The organism is Aeromonas sp. HMWF017, from assembly GCF_003061465.1.
Taxonomy (GTDB): domain Bacteria; phylum Pseudomonadota; class Gammaproteobacteria; order Enterobacterales; family Aeromonadaceae; genus Aeromonas; species Aeromonas veronii.
The window spans coordinates 453-16,301 of sequence record NZ_QAJD01000187.1; the positions used below are offsets into that span (position 1 = coordinate 453).

The 15,849-nt window shown below is 60.7% G+C and carries 17 protein-coding genes and 1 pseudogene; 14 read left to right on the plus strand and 4 right to left on the minus strand.

Going from position 1 to position 15,849, the window contains the following annotated elements:
* The 7 genes from frdA to DBR30_RS20970 all read left to right on the plus strand — a co-directional run.
* On the plus strand, nucleotides 1-1,669 hold a 1,669-nt coding region (gene frdA, locus DBR30_RS20940; RefSeq protein ID WP_181363646.1), incomplete at its 5' end, for a fumarate reductase (quinol) flavoprotein subunit.
* The gene (locus tag DBR30_RS20945) at nucleotides 1,662-2,396 is read left to right on the plus strand and encodes a succinate dehydrogenase/fumarate reductase iron-sulfur subunit (RefSeq protein WP_005335057.1); all 735 of its coding nucleotides are present in this window, start codon (nucleotides 1,662-1,664) and stop codon (nucleotides 2,394-2,396) included. The genes frdA and DBR30_RS20945, both read left to right, overlap by 8 nt.
* Before the next feature lie 16 nt (nucleotides 2,397-2,412).
* A complete protein-coding gene (locus DBR30_RS20950; RefSeq protein WP_005335058.1) occupies nucleotides 2,413-2,811 on the plus strand; it encodes a hypothetical protein in 399 nt (132 codons plus the stop codon).
* Nucleotides 2,812-2,821: 10 nt separating this feature from the next.
* Nucleotides 2,822-3,178 carry a fumarate reductase subunit FrdD gene (gene frdD / locus DBR30_RS20955; RefSeq protein ID WP_005335059.1) on the plus strand — a complete coding sequence of 119 codons (357 nt, stop codon included), beginning with the start codon at nucleotides 2,822-2,824 and terminating at the stop codon, nucleotides 3,176-3,178.
* 252 nt (nucleotides 3,179-3,430) lie between these two features.
* Nucleotides 3,431-4,159, plus strand: coding sequence for a nucleoside recognition domain-containing protein (locus tag DBR30_RS20960; RefSeq protein WP_005335061.1), 729 nt, complete (start codon nucleotides 3,431-3,433; stop codon nucleotides 4,157-4,159).
* The gene (locus DBR30_RS20965) at nucleotides 4,156-4,623 is read left to right on the plus strand and encodes a YjiG family protein (RefSeq protein ID WP_005335063.1); all 468 of its coding nucleotides are present in this window, start codon (nucleotides 4,156-4,158) and stop codon (nucleotides 4,621-4,623) included. The genes DBR30_RS20960 and DBR30_RS20965 overlap by 4 nt, the downstream gene beginning before the upstream one ends.
* A 25-nt stretch (nucleotides 4,624-4,648) precedes the next feature.
* Nucleotides 4,649-5,773 carry a M20 family metallopeptidase gene (locus DBR30_RS20970; protein WP_108541830.1) on the plus strand — a complete coding sequence of 375 codons (1,125 nt, stop codon included), beginning with the start codon at nucleotides 4,649-4,651 and terminating at the stop codon, nucleotides 5,771-5,773.
* An 89-nt stretch (nucleotides 5,774-5,862) separates the two neighbouring features.
* Here the strand turns inward: DBR30_RS20970 and DBR30_RS20975 are convergent, their stop codons facing one another.
* The 3 genes from DBR30_RS20975 to DBR30_RS20985 all read right to left on the minus strand — a co-directional run bounded on the left by DBR30_RS20975 (nucleotide 5,863) and on the right by DBR30_RS20985 (nucleotide 8,627).
* Complete coding sequence (locus tag DBR30_RS20975; RefSeq protein WP_058055630.1) at nucleotides 5,863-6,648, minus strand: substrate-binding periplasmic protein; 786 nt, start codon at nucleotides 6,646-6,648, stop codon at nucleotides 5,863-5,865.
* A 55-nt stretch (nucleotides 6,649-6,703) separates the two neighbouring features.
* Entirely contained in the window at nucleotides 6,704-7,930 is a 1,227-nt protein-coding gene (locus tag DBR30_RS20980; RefSeq protein WP_108541829.1) for a winged helix-turn-helix domain-containing protein, read from the minus strand.
* 103 nt (nucleotides 7,931-8,033) lie between these two features.
* Nucleotides 8,034-8,627 carry a TetR/AcrR family transcriptional regulator gene (locus DBR30_RS20985; RefSeq protein ID WP_108541828.1) on the minus strand — a complete coding sequence of 198 codons (594 nt, stop codon included), beginning with the start codon at nucleotides 8,625-8,627 and terminating at the stop codon, nucleotides 8,034-8,036.
* A 107-nt stretch (nucleotides 8,628-8,734) separates the two neighbouring features.
* Here DBR30_RS20985 and DBR30_RS20990 point away from each other — a divergent pair, with 107 nt between their 5' ends.
* Both DBR30_RS20990 and DBR30_RS20995 read left to right on the plus strand, forming a co-directional pair.
* A complete protein-coding gene (locus DBR30_RS20990; RefSeq protein WP_108541827.1) occupies nucleotides 8,735-9,658 on the plus strand; it encodes an ABC transporter six-transmembrane domain-containing protein in 924 nt (307 codons plus the stop codon).
* A gap of 28 nt (nucleotides 9,659-9,686) precedes the next feature.
* On the plus strand, nucleotides 9,687-11,075 hold the full coding sequence (locus DBR30_RS20995) for an NAD(P)/FAD-dependent oxidoreductase (RefSeq protein ID WP_108541826.1): 1,389 nt from the start codon (nucleotides 9,687-9,689) through the stop codon (nucleotides 11,073-11,075).
* A 41-nt stretch (nucleotides 11,076-11,116) separates the two neighbouring features.
* Here DBR30_RS20995 and DBR30_RS21000 read toward each other — a convergent pair whose 3' ends face one another.
* Nucleotides 11,117-11,764, minus strand: coding sequence for a class I SAM-dependent methyltransferase (locus DBR30_RS21000; protein WP_108541825.1), 648 nt, complete (start codon nucleotides 11,762-11,764; stop codon nucleotides 11,117-11,119).
* 144 nt (nucleotides 11,765-11,908) lie between these two features.
* On the opposite strand from DBR30_RS21000, the gene DBR30_RS21005 reads away from it, so the two are divergent.
* From DBR30_RS21005 to DBR30_RS21025, 5 genes and pseudogenes are all read left to right on the plus strand, one after another.
* Nucleotides 11,909-12,583 carry a thermostable hemolysin gene (locus tag DBR30_RS21005; RefSeq protein ID WP_108588510.1) on the plus strand — a complete coding sequence of 225 codons (675 nt, stop codon included), beginning with the start codon at nucleotides 11,909-11,911 and terminating at the stop codon, nucleotides 12,581-12,583.
* Entirely contained in the window at nucleotides 12,580-14,046 is a 1,467-nt protein-coding gene (locus tag DBR30_RS21010) for an AMP-dependent synthetase/ligase (protein ID WP_108588511.1), read from the plus strand. The genes DBR30_RS21005 and DBR30_RS21010 overlap by 4 nt, the downstream gene beginning before the upstream one ends.
* A complete protein-coding gene (locus DBR30_RS21015) occupies nucleotides 14,043-14,696 on the plus strand; it encodes a TenA family transcriptional regulator (RefSeq protein ID WP_108542180.1) in 654 nt (217 codons plus the stop codon). Before DBR30_RS21010 ends, DBR30_RS21015 begins: the two co-directional genes overlap by 4 nt.
* Nucleotides 14,697-14,714: 18 nt before the next feature.
* Nucleotides 14,715-15,584 (plus strand): SDR family oxidoreductase, encoded by an 870-nt coding sequence (locus DBR30_RS21020; RefSeq protein ID WP_108542179.1) that lies wholly within the window; start codon nucleotides 14,715-14,717, stop codon nucleotides 15,582-15,584.
* A gap of 1 nt (nucleotide 15,585) precedes the next feature.
* Nucleotides 15,586-15,849, plus strand: a pseudogene (locus tag DBR30_RS21025) (hypothetical protein); the annotation flags it as partial.

Genomic DNA, 15,849 nt, shown 5'->3' on the forward strand with positions numbered 1-15,849 from the left:
TTACCCGATGCGCAGCCACACGGTTGCTGCCGAAGGTGGCGCCGCCGGTGTCGTCCGTGATGACGACTCCCTCGAAAACCACTTCAACGACACCGTCTCCGGTGGTGACTGGCTGTGCGAGCAGGACGTAGTGGAATACTTCGTCAACAACGCGACCAAAGAGATGATCCAGCTGGAGCACTGGGGTTGCCCCTGGAGCCGCAAGCCGGATGGCAAAGCCAACGTGCGTCCGTTTGGTGGCATGAAGGTTCCGCGTACCTGGTTCGCCGCAGACAAGTCCGGTTTCCATATTCTGCACACCCTGTTCCAGACCTCCGTCAAATACCCGAGCATCAAGCGCTTCGACGAGCATTTCTGTCTTGATCTGATCGTGGACGACGGCCGTGTCCAGGGCGTACTGACCTTCGACATCCAGAACGGTATCACCCGCTTCATCCAGGCCAAATCCGTGATCGTGGCAACCGGCGGCGCTGGCCGTGTCTATCGCTACAACACCAACGGTGGCATCGTCACCGGCGACGGCATGGCACTGGCCTACCGTCACGGCGTACCGCTGCGTGATATGGAATTCGTCCAGTATCACCCGACCGGTCTGCCGGGCACCGGCATCCTGATGACCGAAGGTTGTCGTGGTGAGGGTGGCGTTCTGCTGAACAAGGATGGCTACCGCTACCTGCAAGACTACGGCTTGGGCCCGGAAACCCCGATCGGCCAGCCGAAGAGCAAATACATGGAACTGGGTCCGCGCGACCGCGTTTCCCAGGCATTCTGGCAAGAGCAGCAGAAAGGCCGCGTCATTCAGGGCCCGATGGGCGATGTGGTTCACCTCGACCTGCGTCACCTTGGCGAGAAGTACCTGAAAGAGCGTCTGCCGTTCATCTGCGAACTGGCCAAAGCCTACGTCAACGTGGATCCGGCCAAAGAGCCTATTCCGGTACGTCCGACTGCCCACTACACCATGGGTGGTATCGAGACTGACAACAAGTGTGCCACCCGTCTGCCCGGCCTCTACGCCGCGGGCGAATGTGCCTCCGTCGGTCTGCACGGTGCCAACCGTCTGGGTTCCAACTCCCTGTCCGAGATCGTGGTATTCGGCAAGCTGGCGGGTGAACAGGCAGGTGAATTTGCCAAGACTCAGAAGCATGGCAATACCGAAGCCTTGGCCGCCAAGGCCGAGGCGCTCATCAAGCAGCACCTCTCCCTGATGGACGTAGACGGTACCGAAAACCCGGCCGATATTCGCAACGAGCTGGGCATGTCCATGGAAGCCGGTGTCGGTATCTATCGTACCGAAGAGCTGATGCAGGGCACCATCGACAAGATCAACGAGCTGAAAGCCCGTTACAAGAAGGTCAAGATCAACGACAAGTCCTCTGTCTTCAACACCGATCTGCTGTACGCCATCGAACTGGGTTACATGCTGGACGTGGCTGAAGCCATGGCACACTCCGCCATCAATCGTAAAGAGTCCCGCGGTTCCCACCAGCGTCTGGATGGTTACGAAGAGCGCGATGACGTGAACTTCCTCAAGCACACGCTCTCGTTCTACAAAAATGGCGAAACGCCCTCCATCGATTACTCCGATGTGAAGATCACTAAGTCCCAGCCGGCAAAACGCGTGTACGGCTCCGAGGGTGAGAAACAAGACGAGGCTAAGAAGAATGGCTGAGATGATTGAAATTGAGATCCTGCGCTACCGTCCGGAACAGGATAACGAGCCCTGGATGCAAACCTTCCAGGTGCCATACCAGAGAGAGATGTCTCTGCTGGATGCCCTGCAGTACATCAAGGATCACCTGGACTCTACCCTGAGCTTCCGCTGGTCCTGCCGGATGGCGATCTGCGGCTCCTGCGGCATGATGGTCAACGGTGTGCCCAAGCTGGGTTGCAAGGCGTTCCTGCGCGACTATCTGCCGGGCAAGATGACCGTCGAGCCGCTCAACAACTTCCCGATCGAACGCGATCTGGTGGTCGACATGTCCGACTTCATCGAGAAGCTGGAGAGCATCAAGCCGTACATCATCCCGAGCGAGCCGCGCAGCCTGTGTGATGGCGAGTACATCCAGACTCCGGCCCAGATGGCGCAGTACAAGCAGTTCTCCCAGTGCATCAACTGTGGTCTCTGCTACGCGGCCTGCCCGCAGTACGGCATCAACAAGAAGTTCACCGGTCCGGCGGCACTGGCTCTGGCCTATCGCTACAACGTCGACAACCGTGATGCCGGCGCCAAAGAGCGTATGCGCATCATCAGCCAGGACGAAGGCGTCTGGGGCTGTACCTTCGTGGGCTACTGCTCCGAAGTGTGCCCGAAAGGCGTCGATCCGGCAGCGGCCATCCAGCTTGGCAAGGTCGAAAGCGCCAAGGACTACATGATCGCCATGTTCAAGCCAGATTGAGAGCAGGATTGAGACCATGAACAACACTGATAGCAAACGTAAACCTTACGTCCGCGAAATGAAGAAAGACTGGTGGCTGAAGAACGCCTTCTACACCGGTTACATGATCCGTGAAGGCACCAGTATCTTCGTCTCCATCTACGCCGTTGTGCTGATGTGGGGCCTGATGCGCCTGGTTCAGGGTCAGGAAGCGTTCAACGGCTGGCTGGAATCCCTGCAAAGCCCGATCGCTATCCTGTTCCATGTCGTCGCTCTGGCGGCGTGCCTGTTCCATGCCAAAACCTGGTTCGCCCTGGCGCCGAAAGCCATGCGTATCTTCCGTGGTGAAGACCTGGTACCGGAGAAGCCGATCGTTCTCGCCCAGTATGTGGCGCTGGCGGTGGTGTCCCTGCTTGTCCTGATCATCGTGGCCTGAGGAGAAAACAATGAGACGTTCTGACGAACCAATTTACTGGGGTCTGTTTGGTGCGGGTGGCATGGTCGTTGCCATGCTGCTGCCGGTCATTGTCCTCATCACCGGTCTGCTGGTGCCCATGGGCATCATGGACGTGGAAACCATGAGCTATGACCGCGTGCACGCGTTCGCCAGCTCCTGGTGGGGTGCCTGCATCCTGCTGGTGATCATCGCCCTGCCAGTCTGGCACGGTATGCACCGTATCTACCACGGTCTGCACGATCTGGGGATCCACACCACCAAGCTGCACCACTATGTTTTCTATGGCTTTGCCTTCCTGGTATCTGCCATTAGCGTCGGCTTGCTGATGGTGCTGGTACTCCAGTAATCACATCTGACTGATTGACCAAACCGGGCCTCGTGCCCGGTTTTTTATTGTCCCGCTATCCCGCCCCTGCTTTTTATTCACTCAAACAATTCAATAAAAACCAGATTATCGTCCAAGCATATGGCGATCACAGTCACATAACCCCAATACATTCGTCATTTGTAGCAAACCATTTTGACCACCATCAATTTAGTGACATCTATATCAATTATAATTATTCAGATTAAATAATTATTCATATGGAGCTAACTAATGACAGACAAAACACGCTCGGTGAGCATAGGCAGTTACCTGGCACTGGCCTTCGCCGTGGTCTTCTTCTCCGGACTGTTGCAATCCGGCGAGTGGTACGGGGTATTCGATTTCACCACGCTGAACGGTTCGTTCGGTACCATGGTCCAGAGCGTCAGCGAGAATGGTGACGGCATCAAGACCGCAATGACCGACATGCGCGGCAAGGGGGGCAACGGGGCGCGAGATGGCTTTCTGTTCGCCCTGACCCTGATCCCCACCGTGATGTTTGCCCTCGGTATGATCAATGTGCTGGAACACTACGGCGCGCTGGAAGCTGCCCGCAAGTTGCTGACCCCGCTGCTGCGCCCACTGATGGGGATCCCGGGCAACACCGGCCTCGCCCTTATTGCCTCCCTGCAGAGTACCGATGCCGGTGCCGCCATGACTCGTCAGCTCAAGGATGAAGGGCTCATCACCAAGCGTGAAACCGACGTGTTCACCATGTTCCAGTTCTCCGCTGGAGCCACCATTGTCAACTTCTTCTCCTCCGGCGCCGTGCTGTTCACCCTGACGCTGGCAGATGGCAGCCCGGCGGTCAGCTCCTCCATCGGTCTGGCTGTCATCGTGATGTTCGCCTTCAAATTTGTCGGGGCCAACCTGTTCCGGGTCTACCTCAATATGAGCGAAGGCAAGCAGACCGATAACAACACCCAGCAGACCCTCAACACTCAGGAGCAAGCCAAATGAGCCAGGCCAACATCAAGAAACCCATCGTCACCGATATCTTCGTCGAAGGGGCCAAGAAGGGCTGGGTCATCGCCACCACCTCCACCGTACCCAACGTACTGATGGCCTTCGTCATCATCAAGGCGCTGCAGATCACCGGCGCGCTGGATGCCATGGGCGCCATCTTCTCCCCCGTCATGGCCATCTTCGGGTTGCCCGGTGAGGCGGCAGCCGTGCTGATCGGCGCCTGGATGTCGATGGGCGGTGCGGTCGGTGTGGTCATTACCCTGTTCGATCAGGGCATCCTCAACGGCACCCACATCGCCATTCTGGCGCCAGCCATCTACCTGATGGGCTCCCAGGTGCAGTACATGGGCCGCATCCTCGGCTGCATCGGCACCGAAGGGCGTTACATCCCCATCATGGTCGCCATCTCGGTACTCAACGCCTTCGGCGCCATGCTGGTGATGAACATCCTTCTCTGACCCGAACCTGATAGTGGAGCAAGCAATGACTTTTTCTCTGGATCAATACCTGACCGAACTGGCCCCGCTGATCAATCTGGATTGCGGATCCCTGCACCAGCCGGGCATTGCGGCAGTGGCCGACCTGATGGCGGCCAAATATGAGGCGATGGGCGGCTGGCAGATCAAGCGGGTCGACTGTGGCGCAGCCGGGGTGGGGCTGGAGATCCGCAACCAGCCTGATGCGGCGCAGATCGATGTAATGCTGATCGGCCATATGGATACCGTCTTCCCCCTCGGTACCGCCGCTGCCCGCCCGATGAACATCGATGGCGAGCGCGCTTACGGCCCCGGTGTCTCCGACATGAAATCCGGCCTGCTCAACATCGTCTATGCCCTGCGTGAACTGCCCCGCGAGGTGCGCGATCGCCTGAGCATCTGCGTCTGCATGAACCCGGACGAGGAGATCGGCTCCCTCCACTCCAGCGACTGGCTGGCAACGGTGGCCAAACAGGCAAAACAGGTGCTGGTGGCCGAAGCGGCCCGCGCCGATGGCTCGCTGGTCAAGGCGCGCAAGGGGATGGCCCGTTATCGCATCGATTTCACCGGCAAGGCGGCTCACGCGGGCAACGAACCGCAGAAGGGGCGCAGCGCCATCACCGAGCTGGGCCACTGGATCCTGGCCATCAACGCCCTGACCAACTTCGAGAGCGGCACCACCCTCAACATCGGCATTGTCGAGGGGGGCAACGGCGCCAACATAGTGCCGGCCCATGCCAGCGCCGTGGTGGATGTCCGTTTCTGGGACAATCAGGAGTACCACCAGATCGACGATCATCTGCTGACCCTGGCCGAGCGTCCCCATCTGGACGGCGTCACTATCCAGCTGACCCGCGAGGCCCACAAACCAGCCATGGTGCCATCAGAGGGCACTCAGGCGCTGATGCAGCTGGTGGAGGAGTGTGGCGCCGAACTGGGACTGCCAATCAGCTGGCAAGAGGTGGGGGGCGGCTCTGATGCCAACCTGACCGCCGCCCTCGGCATCCCCACTCTGGATGGTCTGGGCCCCATCGGTGCCGGTTTCCACAGTGACGAGGAGTATCTGGATCTGGCCAGCATTGCCCCGCGCATCGAGCTGCTGGTGAAGGTACTGACCCGTCTGGCAGCTTGACAGCCTCTCACGTAGAAAAGGGCCAGCCGGTTTGCACCGGCTGGCCCTCTGTTTATCTGCTCCCCCTGAATGACAGCAACCCTTCGCTATTACTCCATCGGTGGCAAGAAGCGGCGCATCACCTCATCCGTATGCCCCCCTTCCTGAAATGCCACCAGCGACTGATTGAGGATGTTCACCAGCTGGTGACCGCGGGGGGAGCCCTTGCTCACCAGCAGATAGAATCCCTTGCGGCTGGGCAGGGCGAGATTGAGCAACCCGCTCTCGCTGCGGTAGATGCCAAGGCTGATGCCTGCCACCAGAGGTTCGATTTCGCTCGGCAGAAAGTCGCAGCGATCCCGCTCCAGCATATCGAGCGCCTGCTGCAACTGTTTGACCCGGCGTGGCTCCTGCGCAAGCCCGTAGGGGGTGTAGTTGTAGCCAATAACCCCGCACACCCGGGAACGATTGACCGTCTGCAGATCCGGCGGTTCGGGGTAGCGGCGCTTGAGATAGAAGAAACCGAGGTGGGTGTAGTAGAGGGGAACGCTGTAGAAGGCAAACTCGGCCCGCTCCGGCTTGTAGCTGGCATCCCAGGTCAGCTCGCACAGACCATTCTGGCGATAATCCGCCAGCTCCTGCTGCACCCGCGCCCAGGGCAGATAGCGGATCTGGTGCGAGAGCCCGCTCTGTTGCAATGCATCGAGCACGAGTGTCGTCGCCGAACCGGTCAGGCGGCTGGTATCAGGCACCCCGTCCTTGCGCTCCCAGTAGGTAAAGGGGGCCCACTCGTTGCCCTCCCCCAGACAGATCTTCACTGGTGGCTCTTGCCCCCATAGCGCGGGGGACAAGATGGCCATCGCCAATCCCGCCCACCATGTTGCCACTCGTGTCATCTCCCGCTCCCGGACTATTTATCCCTCTTGCAGCTTAGCCCAGAAGGGATTTTGCTCACTTTGCAGGGGAGCTTTCATGCCACAACGTCAGCAAATTGGCCGGAATGGCACCATAACGGAGCTGCGGGGTCTGGTGCCAGTCAGCCAGCTTTTGCAGGGCTTTCGCCAGATCCTGTGCAAGCGTGCGGGTCACTCTCACCCCGGCTTCCAGATAGAGGCTCTTGATCTCGAAGATCCCCTGCTGGCGATGGGCCTTGGCATCCATCCTGCCCACCAGCTTGCCACGATGGAGCAAGGGCAACACGAAGTAGCCATACTGGCGCTTGGGGGCCGGGGTATAGCATTCGATGCGATAGTCGAAGTTGAACAGATCCTTGGCTCGCTTGCGATCCCACACTAGCGGGTCGAACGGCGACAAGACGGTGGTATGGGTTGCCTTGAGGGTGCCCGCCTGTGCCCTTGCCAGCTCATCGGCCAGAGATACGTGCACAAAAGCGCCGTGCTGCCACCCCTCCACTCGTACCGGCAACAGCTCCCCCTCGTCCGCCAGTTGATGGAGCAGGGCGTCATATTTGCCGCGCCGCAGCCGGTAGTAGTCCGCAACCCAGCCAGTTTTGACCAGCCCCAGCGCCCGGCAGCTGGCGCGCACCATATCCCGCTGGGCCTGCTCGACGCTTGGCAGATCCCGCTGGTCGCTCCACTCGGGGATGACCCGCTCGGCCAGGTCATAGACCCGTTGAAAGTTGCGTCGCTCCCGCACCATCAGCTGACCGGTGGTAAAGAGCACCTCCAGATGGCGTTTCTCCGGTTTCCAGTCCCACCAGCCATTCCCCTTGCCGGTTGTGCGTTCAAAGTCAGCCGCCCGCACCGGGCCGTGCTGGCGAATGCGTTCGATAAGCTGGCCAATCTCCTGCTGATGGGTAGCGAGCCAGTTGGCCGAAAACTTCCACCCCATGGCGGCAGGGTCAAGCATTCGGTGGCGCAGCAGCCGGTAATCCTCGCGGGGCACAAAGCAGGCCTCGTGGGCCCAATATTCGAAGATCTCGCCGTCGGCCAGCAGCTGCTCCAGCCAACGCGGTTCGTACTGGCCAAGGCGGCTAAAGAGCACCAGATAGGGGCTGCGCGCCACCACCGAGATGGTATCGATCTGCAGCAGCGCCATTCGGCGAATGGTGGCCAGCAGATCGGCCGGGGTCGCCTTGCTGCGACGGGGGGCAAGCAGCCCTTGCGCCGCCAGTTGCAGATGACGGGCATCTTGCAGTGACAAATGGGTAATCGACATCAACAACCGCTCCCTGTTATCTGGCCATCGCACACCCGGTGGATAGCCAACAAAACCGGGGAGGCTCCACGCTGGCACGCCTCCCCCTTGTGTACCTGCGCCACTATGAGTGGGCCGAGGGCAAGACCAGCTGATTGACCACCAGCATGATCTCTTGATAAGTGGCCTCTACCGTCTCGGGGGTCGGCTCCAGAATTAGGTCATCGGCATAGCCGTTGATGAGGGAGGTGATCTGACGCGCCAGTCGTCGGGCATCGCCCGCCACAAACTCGCCGCTGTCGATACCCTTTTGCAGGATCTGCTCCAGCACCTCGCGCCACGCCAAAATGATTTTGCGGTAGCTCTCGGCAAACACAGGGTCGCGCAGTGACTCGTTCCAGGCATCGAGATAGATGGCCCAGGAGGCATCCTGACTGGTCGGCAGGTTGTCCCGTACAAAGAGCGGCAACGCTTCGCGGGCTGGCAGCGGCAACAGCCACTCCCGCTGCTCGGCGATCTCCTGATAGGTGAAACGCTCCACGGCGCAGAGGCAGAGCTCCTTCCAATCCTTGAAGTAGTGGTAGACGTGACTGCGCGCCAGACCGGTGCGCTCGGCAATATCACGGGTTGACGATGCCGCCATCCCCTTCTCTCGAAACAGGGCCAGTACGGCCTCGATGATCATCTCTTTGCGCTGTTCTGCTGATGGGCGTGCCATCTGACCTCCTGCGATACCAATCGATCTACTTGACTTTGAGCGACCGCTCAAACAAACTTTGAGCACTCGCTCAAACTTAGCGTTTCCGACATCTTAGGAGATAACCCATGACAACACCAACCACTTCGGCAGCCAGTTGCGACGAGCAGGCCACGCCGTTGCCACACTCGGCCGGTCGTTCGCTGGGGGCGATTGCGCGGGCCAATCCCCTCAAGCTGGCGGGCACCTTCTCGCTGGTGGCCCTCGAAAATATCCTGCTGGTGGTCTATCCCCTGTTCGCCGGCTTTGCCATCGACGCCATCGTCAAGGGCCAGTGGTGGCAGGCTTCAAGCTACGCCCTCATCGTGCTGCTGTTCTGGCTCATCGGTGCCCTGCGCCGGGCGGTCGATACCCGCACCTTTACCCATATCTATGCGGCACTGGCGGTGCCGGTGATCCTGACACAACGCCAACAGCAGGAGGGGCAATCTACCATAGTGGCGCGGGTCACCCTGGCGCGGGAGTTTGTCGACTTCTTCGAGAAACATATCCCGATCCTGGCCACCAGCCTGATCTCCATCGTCGGGGCGGCCGTGATGCTGATGGTGATCGAGTTCTGGGTCGGCATCGCCTGCATGGGGGTATTGCTGCTGTTCGGCCTGCTGCTACCCGGCTTTTCGCGCAAGAACCAGCTGCTGCACGAGCGGCTCAACGATCGGCTGGAACACGAGGTCAAGCTGGTCACCCATGCCCAGTCAGCCAACCTCGCCCGCCACTACCGCGCACTGGCCTGGATCCGCATCCGGATTTCGGATCGGGAGGCACTCGCTTTTCTGGCGGTCGGCATCAGCGCCACCCTGCTGTTCCTGCTCGCCATCACCATGCTGATGGCCCAACCCCAAGTCTCGGCAGGCCATGTCTATGCTGTGATGACCTACCTCTGGAACTTTGTCACCAGCCTGGATGAGGGGCCCGGCCTTGCCGATCAGCTGGCCCGGCTGAGAGACATAGGTCGCCGGGTCAACACAGCCCAACCCGATGAAATAATTTGATATTTTGTATCTGCAACCGGAGTAGAAGATGAATCCGACCACCCTTTGCCAACGAGCGTTGACCATGTGCATCAGCTGTTTCTTCCTCGCCGCCTGCGGCCCCAAGATGAGCGACTTTGAGCCCAACACCAGCTACTGGTTCAAGGAGCAACCGGCAGAGGAGAGTGCCCCGCTGGCGCAAGACCTGAAGGTCGATATCGCCATCATAGGTGGCGGCTACAGCGGCCTCTCCAGCGCCTGGCATCTGGCCAAGGCCAATCCGTCGCTCAAGATCGCCATCTTCGAGGCCAAGCAGGTGGGCAGCGGCGCCTCGGGCCGCAACGGCGGCATGGTGTTGCCGGGCTCCGAGGTGATGGATCTCTACGAGGAGGGGGAAGCGAGCAAGCGCCACTACGATCTCACCGTCGCCAGCATGCGCAAGCTGCAGGCGCTGGTCGCCTCAACCGGCGTCGAGGCCGACCTCAAGCTCGATGGCTATGTAGAGGCAATCCTCGATGAGGAGGATATCGCCGAGTACCGCGACTATGTGAAAACCGCCAATCGCCTCGGCATCCCGCTCCAGTACTGGAACGCCGATACCACAGAGGAAAAACTCGGCACCGATCGCTACGCGGGGGCGGTCTACGACCCCAATGGCGGTCAGGTACACGCCATGAAACTGGTCAATGCCCTGCGCAAGGCGGTGGAGCAGGCGGGCGTCACCATCTACGAGCAGAGCCCGGTAATGGGGATCAAGGAGGGCAAGCAGATCGAGCTCAATGTGGCCGACAAGTACAAGGTGACCGCCGACAGCATAGTGCTGGCGACCAACGGCTATACCTCAAAACTTGGCTACTTCAGCGGGCGAGTATTTCCGGTACACGCCCAGAGCGCCGTCACCGAGCCGCTCACCAAAAAGCAGCTGGCCGCCATCCAGTGGCAGAGTCGGGTGCCCTACTACGACACCCGCAACATCCTGTTCCATCTGGTGTTGACCCCGGATAACCGCATCGTCATCGGTGGCGGCAATGCCGAGTACGTCTTCAACGACGGCCTCAACTACAAGGGCGATCTCAACCGGGTCAGCGAGATGATGATGACCGAGCTGATGACCCTCTATCCGGCCCTCAAGGGGATCAAATTTGAGCAGGTGTGGGACGGGGTGCTCGGCATGACAGGTGACAGCACCGAAGCGGTGGGGGTAATGGGGGCTCACAAGAACATCTACTACGCCCTCGGCTACAACGGCCACGGCATCAACCTCTCCTTCCTGTTTGGCGACATCGTAGCCAGCCTCTATCAGGGCAAGGAGCATCCCTGGTTCAACCACGCCGAGCAGAGTCTGCCGATGTGGCTGCCGCCAGAGCCGTTCAAGTCAATCGGCGTCAAATCTGCCCTGATGTACTACCAGTGGCAGGACAAGGGCTACAAGGAGTAGCGCCGGGCAAGAATCCGACGAGTAACAGACGAAGGCACGCCTCAGGGCGTGCCTTTCTGCAATACCGCCACATCGGCGTGGGGGAAGCTGAGCTCGGCCTGCCAGCTGGCAGCCAGCATCTGAAACGATGCCTCGGCAAAGAAGACGATGTGGGTCGGATCGTGGCGATAGCGCCAGTTTTTAAAGCGCTCGTCACTGAGCACCCGCTGGGTCTGCAGCACCAGCAGGCCGCCAGGCTTGAGGCAATCCCACAACTGCGCCAGCACCGTGCGCGGCTCGGCAATATGCTCGATCACCTCGGTACTGGTGATGAAGTCATACTGACGCGTCAGCAACTCGGGAAAATCGGCGTAGAACTTGTCATACCCCGCCATCTGGTAACCCGCCTCGCGCCCCATCGCCACCAGCGCGGGGCCCGGGCCACAGCCAAAATCGAGGCCGCAGGCAGGAGTTGGCACCCGACTCAGTACCTCGCCAAATGCCCGCATCAGAAAAGTGCGATAACGAGGATCATCAACCCGGTTGTCGTGACCGTCATAGACCGCCTTCTCCGCCGCCTCATCAAGATGATCCGCCTCATCCAGCCAGACCAGCTCGCACGCGAGGCAGCGATGATAGCGTTTGCCCGCCACCGGCAGGGGATAACTGCGATGACTGGCACACAGGGGGCAGCTGACGGTGGATGACATGGCGGTTCCTCTTGGGGGCTTCCTGTTGGATAACAGCGGCGCAGATTGCCTGCCCGCTGCCTCGCTGACAACTTTTTTTGCTCCTTAAGGGTTTCTTAAGTTTGCCCTTTTACTCTCAAACCATCGCAAGAGAAGGAGTCCCCCATGACCATCGAGATCCAGGCCCCCTACCGATTGCTGCTAGCCAAGTCCCCGCAGCAGGTCATGGCGCTGCAAGCCTATATCCAGGCCGCCTACACCCTCGAGTTCAACGCCCGCATCCCCCATTTCCTCCCCTGCCTGCTGGGGCTCTATCGGGCGGATGGGACGCTGGTCGGTGCCTGTGGCCTCAATCATGCCAGTGAGGGGCCTCTCTATCTGGAACAGTATCTGGAGCAACCCATCGAGGCCGCCATCAATACCCGCCTCGGGGTCTATCCGGCACGCAATCGCATTATCGAAGTGGGCAATCTGGCCTGCAGCGAGCCGGGCAATGCCCGACTGATGTTCGCAGCCCTGTGTCGTCTGCTGTGTGAAAACGCCCTCGACTACGTGGTCTTTACCGGCACTGCCAAGCTGCGCAACAGCTTTGCCCGCCTGCAACTCAATCCGGTGGAGCTGGCCCCCGCCCAGGCCCATCAGGTGGGAGCCGACGCCGACGCCTGGGGTGAGTACTACCGCTGCCAACCCAAGGTGATGGTGGGTGACATCAATCAGGGGCGCGAGGTGCTGGCCCAGCGCAGCCTGCTGCTCAATCTGCTGGCCCCCATGCCGACCCTGTTTGAGGATGCAGGCAAGTGCAGTGATAACCAGACCCATCAAAAAAGGTGCGCCCAATGAGCCTGTTCGACGCCATCGCCAAACATGCCCGCGAGAATCCGCAATCCCCTGCGCTACTGAGCGGCCAGCAGCGTCTCGATTACCAGACCCTGTGGCAACAGATCCAGCGTCTGGCCAGCCAGCTGCAACAGCTCGACATCAGCCGTCTGGCTCTGCAACTGGACAACGGCCTGCCCTGGGCGCTGCTGGATCTCGCTTGCACCCGCGCCGGTATCGTGGTCATTCCGGTGCCCCACTTCTTCAGTCAGACCCAGCAGGCCTGGTTGCTGGAGAGCAGCGGCGCCGATGCGCTGGTGGGACCATATCATCAGGGGTGGCATGCCGCCGACCCGCTCTCGCTGATCACCGGCGAGCTGCCGCTCTGGCGCCATACCCCGGCCAATCGACCGGCGCTGCCCAAGGGCACCGCCAAGATCACCTACACCTCCGGCACCACGGGCCAGCCCAAGGGCGTCTGCCTGTCACTGACCCAGATGATGGCGGTAAGCCATGCGCTGGCCGAGCGAGTCGCGCCAGCCAAGGTAGAAAAACATCTGACTCTGCTGCCGCTGGCGACCCTGCTTGAGAACATCACCGGCCTCTATGTGCCATTGCTGACCGGCGCCTGCAGCCGCATTCCGTCCCTCGGGGAGCTCGGTTTCACCGGATCCAGTTCGCTCAATCCAGCCATGCTGGGGGAGGCCCTGCTGCGCTGGCCGACCCACAGTCTGGTGCTGGTGCCCGAACTGCTGCGCCTGCTGCTGGCGCTCTGCACCAGCACCCCGACGCTGGCCCAGCAGCTCAAGAGCCTGCGCTTTATTGCCGTCGGTGGCGGCAAGGTGGCCCCCGACCTGATCAAACACGCCCGTCAGCTCGGCCTGCCGGTATATGAAGGGTATGGCCTCTCGGAGTGCGGCTCCGTGGTGGCGCTCAACAGCCCGGATGCTGACAAGCCCGGCAGCGTGGGCCACCCCCTGCCCCACTGTCAGGTCACTATCGCCAGCGACGGCGAAATTATGGTGAGCGGCAGCGCCATGCTGGGCTATCTCGGCAGCAACGAACCAACTCCCGAACAGATCGCCACAGGCGATCTGGGTCATCTGGATGATGAGGGCTACCTCCATATCACCGGGCGCAAGAAGAATGTCCAGATCACCGCCTTTGGCCGCAACTTCTCGCCAGAGTGGGTGGAAGCCGAGGCCCAGCTCTGCCCCGCCATCGCCCGCATAGTGGTCTTTGGCGATGGTCAACCCGCCAACGTGGCGCTGATCCAGCCCCTGCCGGGCAAAGAGGCGGATCTGTCCCGCCAGATCGCAGGTCTGAACCAGCGGCTGCCCGATTATGCCCGCCTGCACTACTGGTTGCCGGTGGCACTCGACCAGCATCCCGGCCTGCTGACCGCCAACGGGCGCCCCCGTCGCAACGAGATTTACCAACACTTTTCCCGGCAAATCAGCCAATGCCTTACAGGAGAATCGTCATGAGCTTCTACCAGACTCTGCAACAAGCCACTGCCAGTGAGCGCGAGCATCTGTTCAACGCCCCCATCATCGAAGCCTGTCGCCGTGGCGACATCAGCCGTGACACCTATCTCGCCTTTCTGGCGCAGGCTTACTACCACGTACGCCAGACCGTTCCGCTCTTGATGGCAACCGGCGGCAAGCTGGGTCAGGAGTACGAGTGGGTACGCGGTGCCCTTGCCGAGTACATCGACGAGGAGTATGGCCATCAGGAGTGGATCCTCAATGACATCCGCGCCTGTGGCGGCGATGCCGAGGCGGTGCGTCACGGCCAGCCCGGCCTGCCCATCGAGCTGATGGTCGCCTTCCTCTACGACCAGATCCAGCGTGGCAACCCCATGGGCTTCTTCGGTATGGTACAGGTGCTGGAGGGCACCAGCGTCGCCATCGCCCTCACCGTGGCCGACCAGCTGAAAAGCGGCCTCGGGCTGCCGCCGCAGGCGATGAGCTATCTCAGCTCCCACGGCACCCTGGATCAGGAGCACCTCAAGTTCTTTGAATCCTTGATGGATCAGGTCGAAAGCCCGGCAGATCAGGCCGCCATCATCCACTCCACCAAGGTGGTCTATCGCCTCTACGGCGAGATGCTCTACAACCTCACCGCCACGCCGTGACCAGAAGGAGTTCGCATCATGAAACTTGAAGGAAAAACGGTGCTGCTCACCGGCGCCAGCGGCGGGATTGGCGAAGAACTGGCCCAGGAGCTGGCAGCCCAAGGAGCCCATCTGCTGCTGCACGGCCGCCGCGCCCCGGTACTGGAGCGCCTGTGCAAGGCGCTGCCGCACCCCGAGCGCCATCAGGTGGTGATCGCCGATCTTGGCGTGCCCCACGAACGCGCCAAGTTGTTGCAGCATCCAGCACTGGAACAGGGGCTCGACATCCTGATCAACAACGCCGGCTGCAACCAGTTTGCCTGGCTGGAAGATCAGAGCAGCGAGCAGGTCGAGCGCCAACTGCTGCTCAATATCGAGGCGCCAATCCAGCTGACCCGCGCCCTGCTGCCCCGCCTGCGCAAACCGGGGATCATCATGAACATGGGGTCGGGATTTGGCGGCATCGGCTACCCGGGCTACAGCGTCTACTGCGCCACCAAGTTCGCCCTGCGCGGCTTTAGCGAGGCGCTGGGGCGGGAGCTGGAGGGCAGCGGCATCAAGGTGCTGCACTTCGCCCCCCGCGCCACCCGCACCAAGCTCAATTCCGAGGCTGCCTACGAGATGAATGCAGCGCTCGGCACCCAGACCGACAGCCCGCAGGAAGTGGCCGAAGAGGCCATCATCGCCCTGTGCAACGAAACCCGCCGCAGCTGGCTCGGCTGGCCGGAAAAACTGTTCGTGCGGCTCAACGCTCTGCTGCCCGGCATAGTCGACAAGGCGCTGGCCAGACAGCTGCCGATTATCAAACGTTATGCCCGTCATCTTCAGCCAAGGACGACTGATGCCAGCGCCAACAGTGCGCCACAACCAGACTTGTCCCGCCCGATCCCGACCAAGAAGGAGCATTAATATGAAGGTTTTCCGTCAATCAGTTACCTCTTGTGCCATCGCCATCCTGTTGGGATCCACCTCGGTCATGGCCGCGGGTGATGCCCTCGTCCCCATCCAACAACAGTGGGCCGTCTGCCAGTATCAACAGACCGGCAAGGCGAAAGAGAGCTGTCTCGAAACCCTGAGCACCCAGGCCGAAGCGGCCAGCGCCAAGGAGCCTTTTCGCGCCGATCTGCTGATCTGGTCTGCCATCGTCAAGAGCACCTGGGCGGGGGCCAAAGGG